Raw genomic sequence first — 17,916 nt, 5'->3', positions numbered from 1 at the left:
TCAAGGCTCCGGACCGGTTTGATTCCGAAGGGAACCCTCATGAGCCTGTACGACATCCCGCTGCGCACCCTGACCGGCGAGGCCGCCTCGCTGGCCGACCACAAGGGCAAGGTCCTGCTGCTGGTCAACGTGGCGTCGAAGTGCGGTCTGACCCCGCAGTACGCCGGCCTGGAGCGGCTGCAGCAGCGCTATGCCGAGCGCGGCTTCACGGTGCTGGGCTTCCCCTGCAACCAGTTCATGGGCCAGGAGCCGGGCACGGCGGAGGAGATCCAGACCTTCTGCTCGACCACGTACGGCGTGTCCTTCCCGCTGTTCGAGAAGCTCGACGTGAACGGCGACGAGCGGCACCCGCTGTTCGCCCGGCTGACCGAGACGGCGGACGCCGCGGGCGAGGCGGGCGACGTGCAGTGGAACTTCGAGAAGTTCCTGATCGCGGCGGACGGCACCGTGGCGGGCCGTTTCCGTCCGCGCACCGAGCCGGAGGCGGACGAGCTGATCGCGGCGATCGAGGCGCAGCTCCAGGCCTGACGCGGACGTGTGCGGGGCGGCGTCGGCGGCCAGGGGCTGCCGGCGCCGCGCGCAGATGCGGTGCGATTCGGTGCGATGCGGTGCGGTGCGATCCGGGGAAGCTAGCCGATGCCGGTGACGCTCAGCGCCGTGGTCCAGTTGTTCTTGATCGCGGTACGGGCGGCGGACAGGGTGATTCTGCCGTCGCAGACCGCGTTCTTGAGCTTGGTCTCGACGCCGTCCTTGGTGGTGGCCGTCTTCGTGCCCGCGTACGGCTCCGGCCACAGGTTTCTGGGGTCGCGGGGCGAGCCGCCGAGCTCCAGCGGGATGAAGTGGTCCTCCTCGTAGGCCGAGGTGGAGGTGTTCGCGTACCCGTAGTCCGCGATGCCCTTCACCTTGAGCGGGTTGGTGTAGGAGGTGGGCGGGCGGACGGTCGCCGTCCAACCGGACACGCAGATCGTGGAGTGGATGGTCGACTGCGTGACGTCGGGGTTGTACACGCCCGGCGTGCAGGTCGGGTCGGGCAGCGGCAGGTAGGACTGCGAGCAGGTGGCGGCGTGGGCCGTGCCGGCCCCGAGGCCGAGGACGAGGCCGCTGAAGGTCAGGGCCAGGGCGGTGCCGGCGGCGGACGGTATTCGGGCGGGCGAACGCATGGGTGCCTCCCGGGACTTGAGGCTCGGCGGCTTTCGCCGAGACCGCGGTCCATGACACTCCTCGCATGCGCTACACGGGTAGACCCGGCACGTGAATTTGCTGTGTCGAACGGTTGATGACCGGTCAACACCCTTGCGAGCAGGGCGATCCGATCATGCGGGCGCGGCCGCCGCGGGCCCGGTGGCGGGTCCTGCGGCGGCCGCGCTGTCCTCGGTGCCGGTACGACGGCGGGCGGTCGGACGGCGGCGGCGTCAGGCCTCGCCGGGGTGCCAGGCGGGCCACTCCCAGGGGCGGTCGTCCCAGTGCACCCGGACCGGATCGTGCGGGTCGAGATCCGGGAAGTGGTGTTTCACCTCCGGCTCGAATTCCTCGGGCGCGAGGGGCTTCCAACCCGCGCCCTTGAAGTGGACCAGGCGGTAGCGGCTGTCCGTACGGAACTCCGCGACCTTGACCAGGGGTTCCTCGGTGCTGTTGTCGTTCATGCCGACAGCATCGACCGCGGCGGGGCCGATGCCCGCCTGCGTCCCCCAGGTGGCCGCACCGGCGTGTCGCCGACGCGCCCGGCCGTTCCCTCCGACGGGGCGTTCCGGATCGCGGACCGGCTCGTTGAGCAGGGCGAACGTGCCCGTCCCGCGTGGAGGACGGGAGCGCGAGGCCCGGGAGGACCGGACGTGGACGAGCAGTGGCAGCCGCCGTGGCAGTACGGCTGGGAGCAGACGACGCCTCCCGCGCCACCACCGCTGCCCCCGCCGCCCAGCCCGTGGGAGCCCCGGGTGGTCCCGCCGCGCCGCCGGCGGCGGCAGGTGGCGATCTGGTCGGGTGCGCTCGGCGGCGCACTGCTGCTCGGCGGGCTGCTCGCCACCTGCGGCCCGTCCCCGGACCGGGACCGGACCTCGCTGAGCACGGTCGACGGCTCCCCGAGCCCGTCCCCCTCCGACGGCCTGCCCGGCGCGGCCGGCTCGCCCTCGGCGGGCGCGCTGCCGCCGCTGCCGACCGCGTCCCCGACGGGCCCGCCGAGCGGCTCACCGGCTGTCTCCCCGACCGACGCGGCATCACCGGAGGGCGCCGAGGCCGACCAGGCCGACGCCGACCCCGCGCCGAGCGCCCACCGGACCAACCGCCCGCGCCCCTCACCGTCCGCGCACCGGCCGGCCGGCCCGGCGACGAACCAGACGCCGGGCACCGGGATCGGGACGCCGCTGGCTGGTCTGAAGGTGTGCGCGGAGGCGGAGCGGCTGGGCCAGTGGCCGCCCGGCTCGGAGCAGGCACGGATCTGCCGTAGCCTCTACGGCGGCTGATCGCGGTCGCGTACCGTGGAGGCCGGCCCGTCCCGAGCAGGAGGCTTCCGTGGGCAAGTCCGTACCGTCGCAGCCGCCGCACCGCCCCTCGGGGCCGGCCTCGTCCGGCCCCGCCGCCCGCCCGGGACGCGGGCTGGACAGCGAGACCGTGACCAGGTCGGCCTGGCGCCTGTACCGGGAGATCCGGCAGCCGGGTGCGCCCGGTCTCGGCGCCCGGCTGTTCGCGGTGCCGCGCCTGCTGCGCGACGTGCTGGCCCGCCGCTACCCCGGAATCGGACCGGGGAAGCTCGGCCTGCTGGCCGCGGCAGTGGCCCTGTACCTGCTGAGCCCGATCGACGCGATCCCGGACTTCATCCCGGTGCTGGGCTGGACCGACGACACCGCCGTCCTGCTCTGGTTCCTCACCGGGCTGACCCGCGAGTCCGGGCGGTACGTGGAGTGGGCCCGGGCAGCCGCCGAGGACGCCCGCACGTCCTAGAACGGGCTAGAACGGGTTGTCGTAGGTGTAGAACTTGGTGTGGTCGAGCATGTCGGCCGGGGTGGTGTCGTTCCACGGCTTCATGGTGTAGTTCAGCGCGACCACGTTGCGGGTGGCGGCGGTCGGCAGGTAGCCCTGCTCGGGGTGGCGGCGCTGCCACTCGGCCCACAGCTTGTCGATGAAGCAGTGGTGCAGCCAGAACACCGGGTCGTTGGGTGACATGCCGGTCGACATCAGGCCGCCGACCCACACATGGACGCGGTTGTGCAGGTTGACCCCGCGCCAGCCCTCCATCAGGTTGCGGAAGCCGTCCGAGGCGCTGTTCCACGGCGCGGCGTCGTACGTGGTCACCGCGAGCACCGACTCGACATCGGCCCGGGTGGGCAGGTCGGAGACGCCGGCGCCGAGCTGGCGGCGCAGGAAGTCGCGGCTGTCGGGCCGCACCGCCAGCGGCCACTTGCCGCCGGGGCCGGCGAACGGGCCGGTGGTCACCTGGCCGTCGCGGGAGCGGCCGTTGCCGCCGAGCAGGTCGGCCGCCCACAGCGAGGCGTCGGTGGTGCGGTCGGCGGTCCAGTCCCAGTACGGGAGCGTCACGTCGCGGTTGACGCTCTGCAGGTCCTGCTCGAACTGCAGCAGGAACTTGCGGTGCCAGGGCAGGAAGGACGGCGAGCGGTGTCCGGTCCGCTCGCCGTTGTCGGTGTCGCCGGTGATGAAGCGGTTGTGGGTGGAGACGTACGCGTCGTAGCGGCCGAGGCGCTTGAGCTCGAGGACGGCGGCGACGAAGTCGCGCTTCTCCTTGGGAGTGAGGGTCGCCTGGTTCTTGCGGACTGCCATGGTGGTTCGGTGCTCCTTGTCGGCGGGCCGGCGTCAGGGTCGCTGAGCGGCTCGCGCTGCGGCTCGTGGAGTGGAATGGCTGGTGAACCGGCTCGCGGCGCGGCACGTGGCGTGGCGCGCGGTGCGAGCGGGTCCGGGCGGGCGGTGGTGGGCCCGCCGGTGAAGGGGCCCGCGGGTCGCGGGGTCCCGGTTCAGCCGATCGGCAGCAGGGTGGCGCCCTGGAGGTCGGTGACCGCGGCGCGGGCGAGCGCGCGCGGCGTGCGGTACGGCTGGTAGTGGTTGACCACGCTGATCCAGGTGCCGTCGGCGTTCTGCATCGCGTGGAGTTCCTGGCCGTCGATCAGGACGGTCCAGCCGCCGTGGTGCTGGTGCTCGGCGGCGGGCCGGCCCTGGATGCGGCGGCCACGGTAGACCTCGTCGAAGCCCCCGCCCGTGTCGTGCCCGTCGTGGCCGTCGTGGGCGGCGTCCGCCTCGGTGTGGGCGGGGTCGGCCGCGGCGGCGGGGCCGGTGAGGCCGATGACGGTGAGGCCGGCGGCGGCGCTGAGGGCGACGCCGGCGCCCTGGAGCATCCGGCGTCGGGTCAGTTCGGTGGTGTTTTCGGGCATGGCGGAATCCCCCCGGGTCGCGAAGGTTCTGATGGTCGGTCGGCGAACGGTGGGGCCGACCGCGGGCGCATTTCGGCGATCCTCGATCGCCGCGCGGCCCTCATGCTCGCAAGCCGGATCACCGCTCCGGAACGGCCGATCGGCGGGGGTCGATCGGCGGACCGGAAATCCGGCCAACCCGCCGGGATTGTTGCGCGCTGAACCATCTGAAATCGTCCGGCACAACCCGCCTGATCAGGGCATCAGCCCGAATGATCTCCACATCCGGCCGCCCTCGGACCGCAATTCCTCCCGCGCCGCGGAAATCCTGTGTCCGGGCTCACTCCGCGCGGATGACGCGATTTGGCCAGGCCATCCGGAAGCTCCGATACTTTGACGACCTGAACCTGACAAACCATCAAAGCGTTTGCCCGCGCAACCCCCGAGGAAACCTGTGCGCCGTCACCCCCGCCCCCGTTCCGCCGCCCTCACCCTGCTGGCCGCCCTCACCGCGCTCGGCGCCCTTCCCGCGGCCCCGGCCGCCGCCGCCCCCACCGGCCCGACCCCGGCCCCCACCTCCGCCACCCCGCACCTGGACGCCGTCGAGCAGACCCTCCGCCAGGTCTCCCCCGGCCTCGACGGGACGGTCTGGCAGCGCACCGACGGCAACCGCATCGACACCCCGGCCACCGACCCGGCCGGCTGGCTGGCTGGTGCAGACACCCGGCTGCTGGGGCGACCCCGCCTGCACCGACCGCGCCGGCACCCGGGCCCTGCTCGACCGCACCACCGCCACCATCGCCTCCGCCACCCGCACCGTGGACATATCCACCCTCGCGCCCTTCCCCGACGGCGGCTTCCAGGACGCCCTGGTCGCCGGACTCAAGTCCGCCGTCGCCTCCGGCCACCGCCTCCAGGTGCGGATCCTGGTCGGCGCTGCCCCGCTCTACAACATCGGCTCGGTCCCGGCCAGGTACCGCGACGACCTGGTCGGCCGGCTCGGCGACGCCGCCCGCTCGATCGACCTCCAGGTCGCCTCGATGACCACCGCCAAAACCGCCTTCTCCTGGAACCACTCCAAGCTCCTGGTGGTCGACGGCGACCGCGTCCTCACCGGCGGCATCAACGACTGGAGCAAGGACTACCTCGCCACCGGCCACCCGGTCACCGACGCCGACCTCGCCCTCGCCGGGCCGGCCGCCGCCTCGGCGGGCGCGTACCTGGACACCCTGTGGGGCTGGACCTGCGCCAACGTCGGCCTGTTTTCGGCCGCCTGGTTCGCCTCCTCCAACGGCGCCGCCTGCACGCCCGACCTGGAGCACCGCACTGCCCCGGCCGACACCCCCCGCCCGGGCGGCGGCGTCCCGGTGATCGCCGTCGGCGGCCTCGGCGTCGGCATCCGCACCAGCGACCCGACGTCCACCTACCGGCCCGGCCCTGCCCCCGCCCCGTCCGGCACCGGCACCGCCTGCGGACCGGTCCCGCTGCCCGACCACACCAACGCCGACCGCGACTACGAGACCGTGAACCCGGAGGAGAACGCGCTGCGCGCCCTGCTCGCCTCCGCCGGCGCCCACATCGAGATCTCCCAGCAGGACCTCAACGGCACCTGCCCGCCGCTCCCCCGCTACGACGCCCGCCTGTACGACATCCTGGCCGGCAAGCTCGCCGACGGCGTCAAGGTGCGGATCGTGGTCAGCGACCCGGCCAACCGCGGCACCGTCGGCAGCGGCGGCTACTCCCAGATCAAGTCGCTCGCCGAGATCAGCGACCTGCTGAAGGAGCGCCTCACCGCCCGCCTCGGCGACCCGGCCGCCGCCCGCGGAGCCCTCTGCGGCAACCTCCAGCTCGCCTCCTTCCGCGCCGCCACCACACCCACCTGGGCCGACGGCCACCCGTACGCCCTGCACCACAAGCTGGTCGCGGTCGACGGCTCCGCCTTCTACCTCGGCTCCAAGAACCTCTACCCCGCCTGGCTCCAGGACTTCGGCTACCTGGTCGAGGACCGCACCGCCGCCGCCCAGCTCGACGAGCACCTGCTCGCACCCGAGTGGCAGTACTCCCGCGCCACCGCCACCGTCGACTACACCCAGGGCCTCTGCAACGCCTGACCCACCGTCATCACCACCGCCGGGACGCGCGTTCGGCCGCCGTCCCGGCGGTGGCGTACGCGCGGCACGGGCGCGGAAATTCGCTGCGCCGGCGGGCCGGTCGGCGGTACGGTCCGCCGGTGAGCGATGCGGACGGGTACTTCGGAGAACAGGTGGCGGAGCGGTACGACCGCTCCCCGGACGGCGAGTTCCGCCCGGACGTGGTCGAGCGGACCGTCGACGTGCTGGCCGAACTCGCGGGCGGCGGAAGGGCGCTGGAGTTCGGCATCGGCACCGGCCGGATCGCGCTGCCGCTCGCCGCCCGGGGCGTGCCGGTGCACGGGATCGACCTCTCCCGCGCCATGGTGGCCCGGATGCGGTCCAAGCCCGGCGGCGACGCCGTCGGCGTCTCGATCGGCGACTTCGCCACCACCACGGTCGACATGACCGCCGACGGGCCGTTCTCGCTCGCCTACCTGGTGTTCAACACCGTCATGAACCTGGCCGACCAGGACGCCCAGGTCGCCTGCTTCGCCAACGCCGCCGCGCACCTCGCCCCCGGAGGGTGCTTCGTCGTCGAGGTGCTGGTCCCGGAGCTGCGCCGGATCCCGGCCGGGCAGAACGTCGTGCCGTTCGAGACCGGCCCCGACGGCTGGGCGTACACCGTCTACGACACCGTCACCCAGGACGCCACCTGCCACTACATCAGCATCACCCCGGACGGCCGCGGCGAGGCCCGCAGCATCCCGTTCCGCTACGTCTGGCCGTCCGAACTCGACCTGATGGCCCGGCTCGCCGGCCTGCGCCTGCGCCACCGCTGGGACGGCTGGACCCGCGCACCGTTCACCGAGGACAGCCGGCAGCACGTCTCCGTCTGGGAGAAGCCCCGCGACTGAGCCGGAGGCTACCCGAGGCTCTTCGCCAGCCGCTCGAACCGCAGGTCGTCCCGGAGCGGGATGCCGAAGCGCTCGTCGCCGTACGGGAAGGGCGAGTACTCGCCGGTGCGGCTGAAGCCGCGGCGCTCGTACCAGGCGATCAGGTCGGCTCGCTGCTCGATCACCGTCATCTCCAGCTCGGCCGCGCCCCACTCCTCGCGGGCCAGGCGCTCGGCCCGTTCCAGGACCGCCCGGCCGAGCCCGCCGCCCTGCCGGCCGGGGCTCACCGAGAACATGCCGAAGTACGCGCTGGAGCCGCGCCGCTCCAGGTGGCAGCAGGCCAGCAGCTCGCCCTCGTCCTCCGCGACGAGCACGACCGAGTCCGCCCGGCCGATGACGGCGGCGACCCCGTCCGCGTCGGTCCGCTGGCCGTCCAGCAGGTCGGCCTCGGTGGTCCAGCCGACCCGGCTGGCCTCGCCCCGGTAGGCGGACTCGACGAGGGCCACCAGGGCCGGGACGTCGGCCGGCTCGGCGGTGCGGAAGGTCAGCTCGGCTGCCACGGGTGCTCCAGTCGCGGGGAGGTCGAGGTGGTCGGGTGCCGCGGCGATCGGCGGGACCGCGCGGGAACCGCCATCGTGCCACAGCCGCCCCGCCGCGCGACGGGCCCAGCCGACCGACCCAATCGGCCCAGCCGACTTGACCGACTCGACCGACCGCCGCGGACCCCCCGCCCCGGTCAGCCCGAGGAGGCCGCGATGGCCGTTGTCGTCGCGACCGCCACCATGGCGGCCTGCATGGTGCGGATCGCCTGCCGGACGGCCTCGCCCGCCCACTGGCCCTCGGCGATGGCGGCCATCCGCGGCTCGACCTGCCTGCGCGGGAGGTCGGGGAAGGCCAACCGGTGCAGGCGGGCGCCGTGCAGCAGGGCGATCAGGCCGGTGGTGCGCTCGTCGGGTTCGGCGCCGTCCAGGACGGCGGCGGTGAGGCGGGCACGCAGCTCGCGCTCGACCGAGCCGTCCGCCTCCGGGTAGCGGCGGACCGGGAAGAGGCCGAGCAGCCGGTGGCGCTCCTCGGTGACCAGTCCGCGCTCGCGGAGGCTGTCGATCGCGGCCCGGACGGCCGTGGACTGGTCCTTGGTCACCCAGGCGGCCACCTTGGCGGTGCGCCGGCCCTCCGTCCAGGCGGCGACGGCCGCCAGGCGTCCGTCCAGCAGCCGGACACCGGTCGGTGCGGCGTCGACGACGCGCAGGCGGCCGTCCTCGGCGGTGATCCGGCCGGCGAGGGCGAGGTCGAGCAGGAAGGCTCCGGCGACGACCCAGCCGGCGGTCATCCGCTCCCGCGCCTTGCCGGATCCGTCGTCGAGCGACATCAGCATGATCTCTTCGCCCAGCGTGACGAACATGGTGGTGCTCCCCCGTAGCCGCGGTGTCCCCGTGTGCCCGAGTGACGCCCGGGCCGGCCGGAAGGTTCCCGCCACCGCCGCGCCGGGCTCCCCGTCGCCGGCGGGGTACCGGTGCGGTCAGTCGCCGAGCGTCGGCAGGCTGGTGATCCGCCGCCCGCTGACCGTGTCGGGCCGGATGCGGATCCACAGCACCCGGTGGCCGCCGGCCCACGGCTCGACGCCGAGTTCGCGCCGCAGGCGCTGCTGTTCCTCCTCCTCGGTGATCGGCTCGGCGGTGCCGGTGATCAGGACGCTCCAGCCGGTGCTGAGGTGGTCGTCGATCCGGTCGACCTGGAAGGACAGCGGGGCGCCGGTGGGCAGGGCGCCGGCGCCGTTCGGGTCGGTCCGGTAGACCAGGGTGCCGGCGTCGACCGCGTAGTTGACCGGGAACACCAGCGGGGTGGGCTCGGCGGGGATGGCGAGGCGGCCGACGCCGCGGACGCCGACCCGGTCCCAGCACTCCGCTTCGGTGAGGCGCAGGAGGGCGGGCCGCGAGGGCGGGCCGCTCTGCCCGGGCGGCCGGTCGGTGCGGCCCTCGAGCAGTTCGCGGTGGGTCAGGCCGAGCACCGCGGCGAGGCGCAGGAAGGCGCCCTGGTCGAAGGCGGGACCGGCCCCGGTGAGGACCTCCAGGTAGTGGGGTGACATCCCCGCGTCCCGGGCGAGCTGTTCGAGGGTGAGGCCGAGCTGGGTCCGGCGTTCGGCGATCCGGCGGGCGATCGACTCCGGGTCGGGGTCGGGGCGGGACGTGGCGTCGCTTCCCATGGGGCTCACCCTCTCCTCGGCGGACCGGAACCGGTGGTTCCATCGTAGGCGGGCGACTCCTGCGTGTCTGTTCGCCACATCGACACCAACAAGATGATGTGGCGTCAACACCGTGTTGAATGAAGAGGTCATGACTATCCTTCACCGCACGTGGCGAACCCGCGCCGCGCAAGGGAACCGAGGAGACGTCATGCCCGCACCCGGCACCACCCCCTCGCACCTGCTCCGCCGCGCAGCCACGGCCGCCGCGGCGACCGCGCTCCTGCTCGGGGCGGCCGCCGCGCCCGCCACCGCGAGGACCACCCCGAGGCCCGCGTTCCACCCCGAGCGCGACTTCGCCGGCTCCACCGTCGTCGCCCACGAGGGCAGATCGCCCTACGGCCACCTCGCTCCACTGGCCGTTGCCCAGACCCCGGGCATGGACGTCTCCAGCTGGCAGGGCAACGTCACCTGGAGCACGGCCTGGGCCAATGGGGCGAAGTTCGCCTACATCAAGGCGACCGAGGGCACCAGCTACACCAACCCGTACTTCGCCCAGCAGTACAACGGCTCGTACAACGTCGGCATGATCCGCGGCGCCTACCACTTCGCGCTGCCCGACCGCTCCAGCGGCACCGTCCAGGCCAACTGGTTGGTCGACCACGGCGGCGGCTGGTCCGCCGACGGCAAGACCATGCCGCCCGCGCTCGACATCGAGTACAACCCGTACGGCGCCACCTGCTACGGCCTCGGCCAGAGCGCCATGGTCAGCTGGATCCGGTCCTTCTCGGACACCGTCCACACCCGCACCGGCCGGTACCCGGTCATCTACACCACCACCAACTGGTGGACGCAGTGCACCGGCAACAACTCCTCGTTCGGCGCCACCAACCCGCTGTGGATCGCCCGCTACGCCGCCACCGTCGGCACCCTGCCGGCCGGCTGGTCGTACCAGACCATCTGGCAGTACGCCGACTCCGGCACCTTCCCCGGCGACCAGAACTGGTTCAACGGCGCGTACGACCGCGTCCAGGCCCTCGCCAACGGCTGACCCGGGGCCCAGGACCGAACAGTCGACCACACCGCGAGCAACCCCGCGGGGCGCACCCGGTGCGCCCCGCGCCTTCGCGCACTCCTTCTGATTGCTGTCTACTGCCGTTGCAGCTACGCGCAGGCCGGGCAGAGCCCGCGGTAGGTGACCTCCACCCCCGAGACGGTGAAGCCGAACCGCTCCTCGGCCGGCAGGTCGGCCAGCGGGTCACCGGTCGCGTGGACGTCCCGGATGGTGCCGCAGCCGGAGCAGACCAGATGCTGGTGCGGACGGTGCGCGTTCGGGTCGTACCGCTTGGCCCGGCCGTCCGTGGAGACCTCGACCACCTCGCCGAGCGAGACCAGCTCGCCGAGGGTGTTGTAGACGGTGGCCCGGGAGATCTCCGGGAGCCGCCGCGCCGCCCGGGCGTGCACCTCGTCGGCCGTGAGGTGCACGTGCTCGCCGTCGAGGACCTCGGCCACGACACGCCGTTGGGAAGTCATTCGCCAGCCGCGTCCGCGCAGCCGCTCCAGCAGGTCACTCATATCGGTCCACCTTTTCAGGCTCGGTCGGCGCCCGGAATTGCACCAGCGGAATCCCGGGTTCCGATGAGATATGGGTTTATGCACTTCTTGACTTGGACCATGTCCATCGTAGGATCGATTCTGGAGATGTCCAAGGGACAGGAAGACTCCGGTCACGGCAGGTGAGACGCCGCCCCCGGGGCTCGGTGCCCCCAAGTACCACGTTCCACGGCTCGCAGTTCGACACAGTGATCCGCCCAGTTCGGAAGGATTCCCATGTCTGACAACCACGACGCAATCGTCACCGACGCGAAGGCGGAGGACGGGGGCGGCTGCCCGGTTCCGCACGGGCGGGCGCTGCATCCGACCCAGGGCGGCGGAAACCGCCAGTGGTGGCCCGAACGGCTCAATCTGAGGATTCTTGCCAAGAACCCCGCCGTCGCAAACCCCCTCGGCGAGAATTTCGACTACGCGGCCGCGTTCTCGGCCCTCGACCTGCCGACCGTGAAGCAGGACATCGAGCAGGTCCTCACCACCTCGCAGGACTGGTGGCCCGCCGACTTCGGCCACTACGGCCCGTTCATCATCCGGATGGCCTGGCACAGCGCCGGCACCTACCGGATCAGCGACGGTCGCGGCGGCGCCGGCGCCGGCCAGCAGCGCTTCGCCCCGCTCAACAGCTGGCCCGACAACGCCAACCTCGACAAGGCCCGCCGCCTGCTCTGGCCGATCAAGAAGAAGTACGGCAAGAGCCTCTCCTGGGCCGACCTGATGATCCTCGCCGGCAACGTCGCCCTCGAGTCGATGGGCTTCCAGACCTTCGGCTTCGGCGGCGGCCGCGAGGACGTCTGGGAGTCCGAGGAGGACGTGTACTGGGGCCCCGAGACCACCTGGCTCGGCGACGAGCGCTACACCGGCGACCGCCAGCTGGAGAACCCCCTCGGCGCCGTCCAGATGGGCCTCATCTACGTCAACCCCGAAGGCCCCAACGGCAACCCGGACCCGATCGCCGCCGCCCGCGACATCCGCGAGACGTTCCGCCGGATGGCCATGAACGACGAGGAGACCGTCGCCCTCATCGCCGGCGGCCACACCTTCGGCAAGACCCACGGCGCCGGCCCCGCCGACAGCGTCGGCGCCGACCCCGAGGACGCCCCGCTCGAGCAGCAGGGCCTCGGCTGGAAGAGCAGCTTCGGCAGCGGCAAGGGCGGCGACGCCATCACCAGCGGCCTCGAGGGCATCTGGACCGACACGCCCACCACCTGGAACAACAGCTTCTTCGAGATCCTCTTCGGGTACGAGTGGGAGCTGACCAAGAGCCCCGCCGGCGCGAACCAGTGGCGGCCCAAGGACGGCGCCGGTGCGGACACCGTCCCCGACGCCCACGACGCCTCGAAGCGGCATGCGCCGACCATGCTCACCACCGACCTGTCGCTGCGGTTCGACCCGGTCTACGAGCCGATCTCGCGCCGCTTCCTGGAGCACCCCGACCAGTTCGCCGACGCCTTCGCCCGCGCCTGGTACAAGCTCACCCACCGCGACATGGGCCCCGTCGTCCGCTACCTCGGCCCCGAGGTCCCCAGCGAGCCCCTGCTCTGGCAGGACCCGCTCCCCGAGGTCACCCACGCGCTCGTCGACGACGCCGACACCGCCGCCCTCAAGCAGCAGATCCTCGCCTCCGGCCTCTCCGTCGGCGACCTCGTCGCCACCGCCTGGGCCTCCGCCTCCTCCTTCCGCGGCAGCGACATGCGAGGCGGCGCCAACGGCAGCCGCATCCGCCTGCAGCCCCAGGTCGGCTGGGAGGCCAACGAGCCCGACCGGCTCGCCGGCGTGCTGCGCACCCTCACCGGCATCCAGCACGACTTCAACGCCGCCCAGAGCGGCGGCAAGCGGGTCTCCCTCGCCGACCTGATCGTCCTCGCCGGCGGCGCCGCCGTCGAGAAGGCCGCGAAGGACGCCGGCCGCGACGTCACCGTGCCCTTCCACCCCGGACGCGCCGACGCCACCGCCGACCAGACCGACGTCGAGTCCTTCGCCGCCCTCGAACCCACCGCGGACGGCTTCCGCAACTACTACGGCAAGAGCAACCGCCTCCCCGCCGAGTACCTGCTGCTCGACCGGGCCAACCTGCTCACCCTGAGCGCGCCCGAGATGACCGTCCTCGTCGGCGGCCTGCGCGTGCTCGGCGCCAACCACCAGCAGTCGTCGGCCGGCGTACTCACCGCCAACCCCGGCACCCTGACCAACGACTTCTTCGTCAACCTCCTCGACCTCGGCACCACCTGGAGCGCCGTCTCCCAGGACGGCACCTCCTTCGAGGCCCGCGACGCCGCCACCGGCGCCCTCAAGTGGACCGGAACCCGCGCCGACCTCGTCTTCGGCTCCAACTCCGAACTCCGCGCCCTCGCCGAGGTCTACGCCAGCGACGACGCCAAGGACAAGTTCGTCACCGACTTCGTCGCCGCCTGGGCCAAGGTCATGGACCTCGACCGCTTCGACCTCGCCTGACCCACCCCCGCACCCCGACCCCGCCGCCCGCGGCCGCCCCTCACCGGGCCGCCGCGGGCGGCGCCTGTACGCCCGGCTGCCACAATCCCCCCGTGGACCTCCGCCCCGAACTGCTCCCGCCCGCCGTCGACCCGCGCCGCCTGGACGCCCTCCACACCGAGATCGGCCGCATCACCGACCTGCTCGCCACCGGCTCCACCGACGCCGAGGCCGCCATCACCGCCTTCAACGCGGACACCGGACACGCCTACACCGTCCGGGACTTCGCCGACCCCTGCGCCGCCCGCAGCCTCACCGACTTCGCCACCGAAGCCGCCCGACCGGCCCACCCCCGCGTCCCCGACATCACCCGCGACGAACTCGCCGAGATCATCCACCGCATCGCCACCGGCGACCGCGAGACCGACCACTACCTCCGCCTGCTCCACGCGAGCATCCCCCACCCCCACCTCGCCGACCTGATCTTCCACCCGCCGGCCCACCTCCGCGACGCACCCCCGCACGCCCTCGCCGACGCGGCCCTCGCCTACCGCCCGATCGCGCTCTGAGCGGGAAGGATGCGAGTCGGCACCCGGTCCGCCCTTCCGGCCGGAGGCCCCCGCGCAATCGAACACATGTCCGCTAGGCTTGTGCGTGCGTCTCATCACGGTCAGGAGGAGTGGCATGCGCTACGGCTACATCGGTTCGATGAAGGTCAAGCCCGGTCACCGTGCGGAGGTGGTCGCCGCACTGGTGGCCGGAGCCGACGGTCTGCGCCGAGCGGGATGCGACCTCTACGTCGTCTCCGAATCGGCCACCGACGAGGACACCGTGTGGGTCAGCGAGGTGTGGGAGAGCCGGGAGCACCACGACGCATCGCTGCAACTGCCCGAGGTGAAGGCCTCCATCGGCAGGGTCATGCCCCTGCTGACGGGCGAGTTCACCCGCCAGGAGACGCACGTCGCGGGCGGTCTCGGCCTCTGACCGCAAACGCGGGCACCGGACTACAGGACCTCGCCGCTCTCGGAGTCGACGACCTCCCAGCCGAGCAGGTCGGCGATCCCCGCCGCCACCACCCGGGCGGCCTCGTAGGCCGGCCGACCACCGGCCGCGGAGCAGATCAGCTCCACCATGTTGACCTGCGGCGGCACCCAGCCTGCGTGGGCGGCGTAGTTGCCGGCACTGTCGCAAGCGGCGATGGTCACATCGAGCCACTCGAGCCCGTCCTCGGCCCGGTAGAAGGCCAGGTCGGTCCTCCGGAGGCCGGGCACCGCGTCGAGGTGCTCCACCAGGACGTGATTCGGAACGCTCTTGCTGTAGTGACCGTCCGAACGAACAGTCAGGTACCAGTACATCCCCGTATCTTCGCAGCCACCCCCAGACCGCAGGCCGGGATGGACAGCCCCGGCGGAGCCGGTCCAGGCAGTCGAGCACCTCCGGCCCCGGGAGGAGCCGGAGCTCATCTGCGGATGAGCTCCAGGGCGTCGCGGAGCATGCTCCTGGCCGTGTCCAGGGTGAGAGCGGTACGCGCCGCGAACCTCGGGGGTTTCTGCAGCGGAGGCATGAGGACGGTCGTCGTCGTTCGCGGCGTCGGAATCTTGATGACGAGACTTGCCGAGGGGGTGTCCACCGGGGAGACCTGGTGAAGGGTCTCGGGGTTCATGAAGTAGGACATCCCGGTCGACAGCTCGGTCGTCTCCCGTCTCACCACCCTGACCAGGCCGGTGGGACTGAACAGGTAGGTCCTCGCATCCGCCGAGCGGCTCTCCCGGTAGCCGGCCGCCAGCACCCCATCGGCCGCGTGGTCGTAGAGGTTGGAGCTGAGGCGCCCGAGGAGCACGTACGAGGCAAAGGCGAAACGGTGGTTGTGGACGTGCTCGGTGGCCACCTGGGCTCCTGGCACCCACAGGTGCAGACGGACCTCGAACCTCCGCCCGGCGAGCAGGACGAATTTCTGGAATCCCAGAGGATGGGCAAAGGATCTCGAGGCGCAGCGGCCCAAGAGCTCCCGGTCGGCCGAGACCGCCTCGATCACCTCGGCGATCTGCCCGGACCCACCCAGTTCAGCGGTGCGGGCCAGGAGGTCGGCCGCGTAGTCGGTCCCGGGTCCGGCCAGGATCGTCTCCAGACTCCCTACCAGCTCACGCAGAACGAACGGGCCCCGCCCATCCCACTCCATGGACATCCACTGCCTCTCAGGAATCCGACGGAACCAGCACTTCCGCGATACACAGCTTGTGGTCCGAGAAGTTGTCGACCGTCGTCGCACTCCCGACCCTGAGTCCGAAGCCGTAGAGAATGTCGTCCAACGCGACATCCTTGTAGGTCGGTTGCTTCCCCATGGCACTCGACAGCTTCAGGAAACCGTCACGAAGCAGCAGGCCGCGGTCCGGCGTGTTGAAGTCTCCGCAGATGATCGCATGCTTCGCGTCCTCCTCCCCGATTCGGGTGGAGAGGTACTCCCAGATGGGCTTGAATTCCGCGTCCGCTGCCTCGCGCCGGAAGAGATGAAAAGGGAGGGCGTGCACGACGGTCACTCCGATCCTGATCTCCCCGATGTCGAACTGAGCGGACATGAAGCCCTTGTCGTGGCTCCTGATCTCGGCGTCCCCCAGCTGGACGGAGAGCCGAGGATTCGGCAGGGAGTGCCGCTTCAGGGCGTACAGCGGGAACCGGCTGGCAATGGCTACCCCGCTGAGCCTTCCCGGGAAGAAGGAGGACTCGTGAAGCGGATGCCGAGCGATGTGACGGAGCGGTGTCGCGGCCTGGAGGAAGTCGAGGAGTTCGGACGTCCCGTCGGCGTCGAATCCGACTTCCTGCAGCCCGATGACGTCGATTCCGTGCTCGCGGACGAGGTGGGCGACGGAATGCATGGAGTTGCTGTCCGCAGCTCCGGGATGTGGGTCGGCCTCTGCGTCCAGTCCCTCGTGCAGGTTCCAGCTGGCGACGGAGAGAGCGGTGCGAGGCGGGTTCACAACAGCCATTGCGGATTCCTCAATGCGTGGTCCTTTATTACCTGAGCCCCCTGCTGCGTCATCCAGATGGGTATGGATCCGTCGTGCCACCGCCAAAGCCCGTTCTCCTGCCGGCCGACCACGTCACGCATGGCCTTGGCGAGGCAGTCGTCGTAGATCCCCCCGGACACTCCGACATCGAGGATCGCCTGGGCGACCCATGCCGCTGTGAAGTGACCGATGAAGAGGGCATCGACCGTGCCGTCGGCCACCGGGCGGCGCAACTGCTCGTCGACCAGGTGGAAGTCCGTCCCCGATCGGCACAGCCAGTCCACGGCGGCGCGCGCCCCGCTCGCCAGTCCGGCATTTCCGGGCAGCGCTCTGGCGGCATCGTTGAGGGCGATCGCCGCCCGTGCGGTGTGGGCAACGGACCTGGAGGAGCTGTACTGGGTCTCGCCCCAGTACAACAGGGGTGTCGAGTCCTGCTGGTCATGGTGACCGCCGTCGAGCAAGCGCCTTGCGAGCTCGGGAAGCTTCGAGGATGTCGGGGCCACCTCGGACAGCGCGGAGACGGCGGTGGAGACCACGGTGATGCTCGCCATCCCCACCGGATCGAGTCGCGGCTCCAGCATGTCTTCAAGTGCCGCCACGAGCTGCTGCTTCGCTCCCCTCTCCATTCCGAGTCGACACAGTGAGGCGATGACCCAGCTGGTCACCTCGGGTCGTCCGCGCTGCCGCTGGGTACTTGCGGCCCACCCGCCGCCGGGTCGCTGCAGGGCAAGCAGGGTGGCGGACAGGTCGTGCCTGTTGATGCTCGCGTCGTACAGGTCCAGCAGTGCCAGGATGCGGACGCCGTAGGAGGTTCCCACCGCAGTGGGCGGGACGGGATCGTTGAGGTACTGAGGCCAGCCGTGCAGGACAGTCCCCTGGTGGGTGACCGTCCGGTGCTGTCCGGCCACTCCGCGGGCCGTGTCCGTCAGGATCGTGTGAGCTGACGGGCCGGCGGTTCCGTGGGAGCCCCTGGCACCGGCCGCGCGTGCCCGTGGGGCGCCCGGCGCAGCGCCGAGCAGTCTGATGGACAGTCCCACGCAGAGGGCGCACAGGCCCGCGAACAGGTACTGCAGGAACTCGGCCGGGAACCAGGACTTGGGCGCATAGTCGAGCACGGTCTTGAAGGTGATGAGCGCAGCGGTGAACGGTGCGACTGTCATGAGCGCACTCTTGACCCTGAGGAGCTGGACGCCGCCCCTCGGCCCGGCGGCCCCGGACCGCGCTGAACCGGATCTCTGCGTGGCCGTCACTCTGCCTGCCCCCCGTACGACCTCGATGGAGAATGGCCATCAGGGTAGTCCTCCGAGGGCCGGCGCACCGGGGTTTCCGCGACAGCGTTGTCCGCCCGGTCCCGGCTCGCAGCAGCCC

Annotated in this window: 21 protein-coding genes; 9 read left to right on the top strand and 12 right to left on the bottom strand. The window is 71.8% G+C overall.

The genetic code is table 11. The features are described 5' to 3' along the window. Window positions 1-39 precede the first annotated feature (39 nt). Window positions 40-528: a glutathione peroxidase gene (locus tag FHR36_RS33825; RefSeq protein WP_253803622.1), complete on the top strand. Its 489-nt coding sequence runs from the start codon at window positions 40-42 to the stop codon at window positions 526-528. Between the two features lie 101 nt (window positions 529-629). On the opposite strand, the gene FHR36_RS33820 is transcribed toward FHR36_RS33825, so the two are convergent. Beyond that, the gene (locus FHR36_RS33820) at window positions 630-1,160 is read right to left on the bottom strand and encodes a hypothetical protein (RefSeq protein ID WP_253803619.1); all 531 of its coding nucleotides are present in this window, start codon (window positions 1,158-1,160) and stop codon (window positions 630-632) included. 252 nt (window positions 1,161-1,412) lie between these two features. After that, entirely contained in the window at window positions 1,413-1,643 is a 231-nt protein-coding gene (locus FHR36_RS33815) for a hypothetical protein (RefSeq protein WP_253803617.1), read from the bottom strand. Between the two features lie 189 nt (window positions 1,644-1,832). Between FHR36_RS33815 and FHR36_RS33810 the strand changes: the two genes are divergently transcribed. Further along, on the top strand, window positions 1,833-2,459 hold the full coding sequence (locus FHR36_RS33810; protein WP_253803616.1) for a hypothetical protein: 627 nt from the start codon (window positions 1,833-1,835) through the stop codon (window positions 2,457-2,459). Between the two features lie 49 nt (window positions 2,460-2,508). Beyond that, window positions 2,509-2,937 carry a YkvA family protein gene (locus FHR36_RS40400; protein WP_380231173.1) on the top strand — a complete coding sequence of 143 codons (429 nt, stop codon included), beginning with the start codon at window positions 2,509-2,511 and terminating at the stop codon, window positions 2,935-2,937. 6 nt (window positions 2,938-2,943) lie between these two features. On the opposite strand, the gene melC2 is transcribed toward FHR36_RS40400, so the two are convergent. Both melC2 and melC1 read right to left on the bottom strand, forming a co-directional pair. After that, window positions 2,944-3,771 (bottom strand): tyrosinase MelC2, encoded by an 828-nt coding sequence (gene melC2, locus FHR36_RS33800; RefSeq protein ID WP_253803614.1) that lies wholly within the window; start codon window positions 3,769-3,771, stop codon window positions 2,944-2,946. Between the two features lie 191 nt (window positions 3,772-3,962). Beyond that, complete coding sequence (melC1, locus tag FHR36_RS33795) at window positions 3,963-4,376, bottom strand: apotyrosinase chaperone MelC1 (RefSeq protein WP_253803612.1); 414 nt, start codon at window positions 4,374-4,376, stop codon at window positions 3,963-3,965. Window positions 4,377-5,068: 692 nt separating this feature from the next. Between melC1 and FHR36_RS33790 the strand changes: the two genes are divergently transcribed. Together FHR36_RS33790 and FHR36_RS33785 are read left to right on the top strand one after the other, a co-directional pair. Continuing rightward, window positions 5,069-6,466: a phospholipase D-like domain-containing protein gene (locus FHR36_RS33790; RefSeq protein ID WP_253803611.1), complete on the top strand. Its 1,398-nt coding sequence runs from the start codon at window positions 5,069-5,071 to the stop codon at window positions 6,464-6,466. A gap of 119 nt (window positions 6,467-6,585) precedes the next feature. Further along, a complete protein-coding gene (locus FHR36_RS33785) occupies window positions 6,586-7,341 on the top strand; it encodes a class I SAM-dependent DNA methyltransferase (RefSeq protein ID WP_253803609.1) in 756 nt (251 codons plus the stop codon). Window positions 7,342-7,349: 8 nt separating this feature from the next. Here FHR36_RS33785 and FHR36_RS33780 read toward each other — a convergent pair whose 3' ends face one another. From FHR36_RS33780 to FHR36_RS33770, 3 genes are all read right to left on the bottom strand, one after another. Beyond that, window positions 7,350-7,880 (bottom strand): GNAT family N-acetyltransferase, encoded by a 531-nt coding sequence (locus FHR36_RS33780; RefSeq protein WP_253803607.1) that lies wholly within the window; start codon window positions 7,878-7,880, stop codon window positions 7,350-7,352. 176 nt (window positions 7,881-8,056) lie between these two features. Next, window positions 8,057-8,722, bottom strand: a complete 666-nt coding sequence (locus FHR36_RS33775; RefSeq protein WP_253803605.1) for a GOLPH3/VPS74 family protein — start codon at window positions 8,720-8,722, stop codon at window positions 8,057-8,059. 117 nt (window positions 8,723-8,839) lie between these two features. Further along, complete coding sequence (locus FHR36_RS33770; protein ID WP_253803603.1) at window positions 8,840-9,523, bottom strand: helix-turn-helix domain-containing protein; 684 nt, start codon at window positions 9,521-9,523, stop codon at window positions 8,840-8,842. Between the two features lie 190 nt (window positions 9,524-9,713). Here FHR36_RS33770 and FHR36_RS33765 point away from each other — a divergent pair, with 190 nt between their 5' ends. Next, window positions 9,714-10,553: a lysozyme gene (locus tag FHR36_RS33765; protein WP_253803602.1), complete on the top strand. Its 840-nt coding sequence runs from the start codon at window positions 9,714-9,716 to the stop codon at window positions 10,551-10,553. 113 nt (window positions 10,554-10,666) lie between these two features. Here the strand turns inward: FHR36_RS33765 and FHR36_RS33760 are convergent, their stop codons facing one another. Continuing rightward, window positions 10,667-11,077 carry a Fur family transcriptional regulator gene (locus tag FHR36_RS33760; RefSeq protein ID WP_253803600.1) on the bottom strand — a complete coding sequence of 137 codons (411 nt, stop codon included), beginning with the start codon at window positions 11,075-11,077 and terminating at the stop codon, window positions 10,667-10,669. A gap of 255 nt (window positions 11,078-11,332) precedes the next feature. On the opposite strand from FHR36_RS33760, the gene katG reads away from it, so the two are divergent. The 3 genes from katG to FHR36_RS33745 all read left to right on the top strand — a co-directional run bounded on the left by katG (window position 11,333) and on the right by FHR36_RS33745 (window position 14,527). Beyond that, window positions 11,333-13,564 (top strand): catalase/peroxidase HPI, encoded by a 2,232-nt coding sequence (katG, locus tag FHR36_RS33755; protein WP_253803598.1) that lies wholly within the window; start codon window positions 11,333-11,335, stop codon window positions 13,562-13,564. 92 nt (window positions 13,565-13,656) lie between these two features. Continuing rightward, on the top strand, window positions 13,657-14,112 hold the full coding sequence (locus FHR36_RS33750) for a bacteriocin immunity protein (RefSeq protein WP_253803596.1): 456 nt from the start codon (window positions 13,657-13,659) through the stop codon (window positions 14,110-14,112). Window positions 14,113-14,227: 115 nt separating this feature from the next. Further along, entirely contained in the window at window positions 14,228-14,527 is a 300-nt protein-coding gene (locus FHR36_RS33745; protein WP_253803595.1) for a putative quinol monooxygenase, read from the top strand. Window positions 14,528-14,547: 20 nt separating this feature from the next. Here FHR36_RS33745 and FHR36_RS33740 read toward each other — a convergent pair whose 3' ends face one another. The 4 genes from FHR36_RS33740 to FHR36_RS33725 form a co-directional block, all read right to left on the bottom strand. Further along, window positions 14,548-14,898 carry a hypothetical protein gene (locus tag FHR36_RS33740; protein ID WP_253803593.1) on the bottom strand — a complete coding sequence of 117 codons (351 nt, stop codon included), beginning with the start codon at window positions 14,896-14,898 and terminating at the stop codon, window positions 14,548-14,550. Window positions 14,899-15,002: 104 nt separating this feature from the next. Then, on the bottom strand, window positions 15,003-15,728 hold the full coding sequence (locus FHR36_RS33735) for a hypothetical protein (RefSeq protein WP_253803591.1): 726 nt from the start codon (window positions 15,726-15,728) through the stop codon (window positions 15,003-15,005). 10 nt (window positions 15,729-15,738) lie between these two features. Further along, window positions 15,739-16,527: an endonuclease/exonuclease/phosphatase family protein gene (locus FHR36_RS33730; protein WP_253803589.1), complete on the bottom strand. Its 789-nt coding sequence runs from the start codon at window positions 16,525-16,527 to the stop codon at window positions 15,739-15,741. Next, window positions 16,515-17,708, bottom strand: a complete 1,194-nt coding sequence (locus FHR36_RS33725; protein WP_253803588.1) for a hypothetical protein — start codon at window positions 17,706-17,708, stop codon at window positions 16,515-16,517. The genes FHR36_RS33730 and FHR36_RS33725 overlap by 13 nt, the downstream gene beginning before the upstream one ends. Window positions 17,709-17,916 lie beyond the last annotated feature (208 nt).

Source organism: Kitasatospora cinereorecta, assembly GCF_024172095.1.
In the GTDB taxonomy this organism is placed as follows: Bacteria; Actinomycetota; Actinomycetes; order Streptomycetales; family Streptomycetaceae; genus Kitasatospora; species Kitasatospora cinereorecta.
The sequence above is the reverse complement of the archived record's forward strand: the minus strand, read 5'-3'. Positions and strand labels throughout refer to the sequence as shown.

Coding starts and splice junctions, on each gene's coding strand:
- FHR36_RS33770 (WP_253803603.1), bottom strand. CDS start 9,523: ATGGGAAGCGACGCCACGTCCCGCCCCGACCCCGACCCGGAGTCGATC.
- FHR36_RS33760 (WP_253803600.1), bottom strand. CDS start 11,077: ATGAGTGACCTGCTGGAGCGGCTGCGCGGACGCGGCTGGCGAATGACT.
- FHR36_RS33725 (WP_253803588.1), bottom strand. CDS start 17,708: ATGACAGTCGCACCGTTCACCGCTGCGCTCATCACCTTCAAGACCGTG.
- FHR36_RS33815 (WP_253803617.1), bottom strand. CDS start 1,643: ATGAACGACAACAGCACCGAGGAACCCCTGGTCAAGGTCGCGGAGTTC.
- melC2 (WP_253803614.1), bottom strand. CDS start 3,771: ATGGCAGTCCGCAAGAACCAGGCGACCCTCACTCCCAAGGAGAAGCGC.
- FHR36_RS33765 (WP_253803602.1), top strand. CDS start 9,714: ATGCCCGCACCCGGCACCACCCCCTCGCACCTGCTCCGCCGCGCAGCC.
- FHR36_RS33730 (WP_253803589.1), bottom strand. CDS start 16,527: ATGGCTGTTGTGAACCCGCCTCGCACCGCTCTCTCCGTCGCCAGCTGG.
- FHR36_RS33740 (WP_253803593.1), bottom strand. CDS start 14,898: ATGTACTGGTACCTGACTGTTCGTTCGGACGGTCACTACAGCAAGAGC.
- FHR36_RS33745 (WP_253803595.1), top strand. CDS start 14,228: ATGCGCTACGGCTACATCGGTTCGATGAAGGTCAAGCCCGGTCACCGT.
- melC1 (WP_253803612.1), bottom strand. CDS start 4,376: ATGCCCGAAAACACCACCGAACTGACCCGACGCCGGATGCTCCAGGGC.
- katG (WP_253803598.1), top strand. CDS start 11,333: ATGTCTGACAACCACGACGCAATCGTCACCGACGCGAAGGCGGAGGAC.
- FHR36_RS33825 (WP_253803622.1), top strand. CDS start 40: ATGAGCCTGTACGACATCCCGCTGCGCACCCTGACCGGCGAGGCCGCC.
- FHR36_RS33735 (WP_253803591.1), bottom strand. CDS start 15,728: ATGTCCATGGAGTGGGATGGGCGGGGCCCGTTCGTTCTGCGTGAGCTG.
- FHR36_RS33820 (WP_253803619.1), bottom strand. CDS start 1,160: ATGCGTTCGCCCGCCCGAATACCGTCCGCCGCCGGCACCGCCCTGGCC.
- FHR36_RS33775 (WP_253803605.1), bottom strand. CDS start 8,722: ATGTTCGTCACGCTGGGCGAAGAGATCATGCTGATGTCGCTCGACGAC.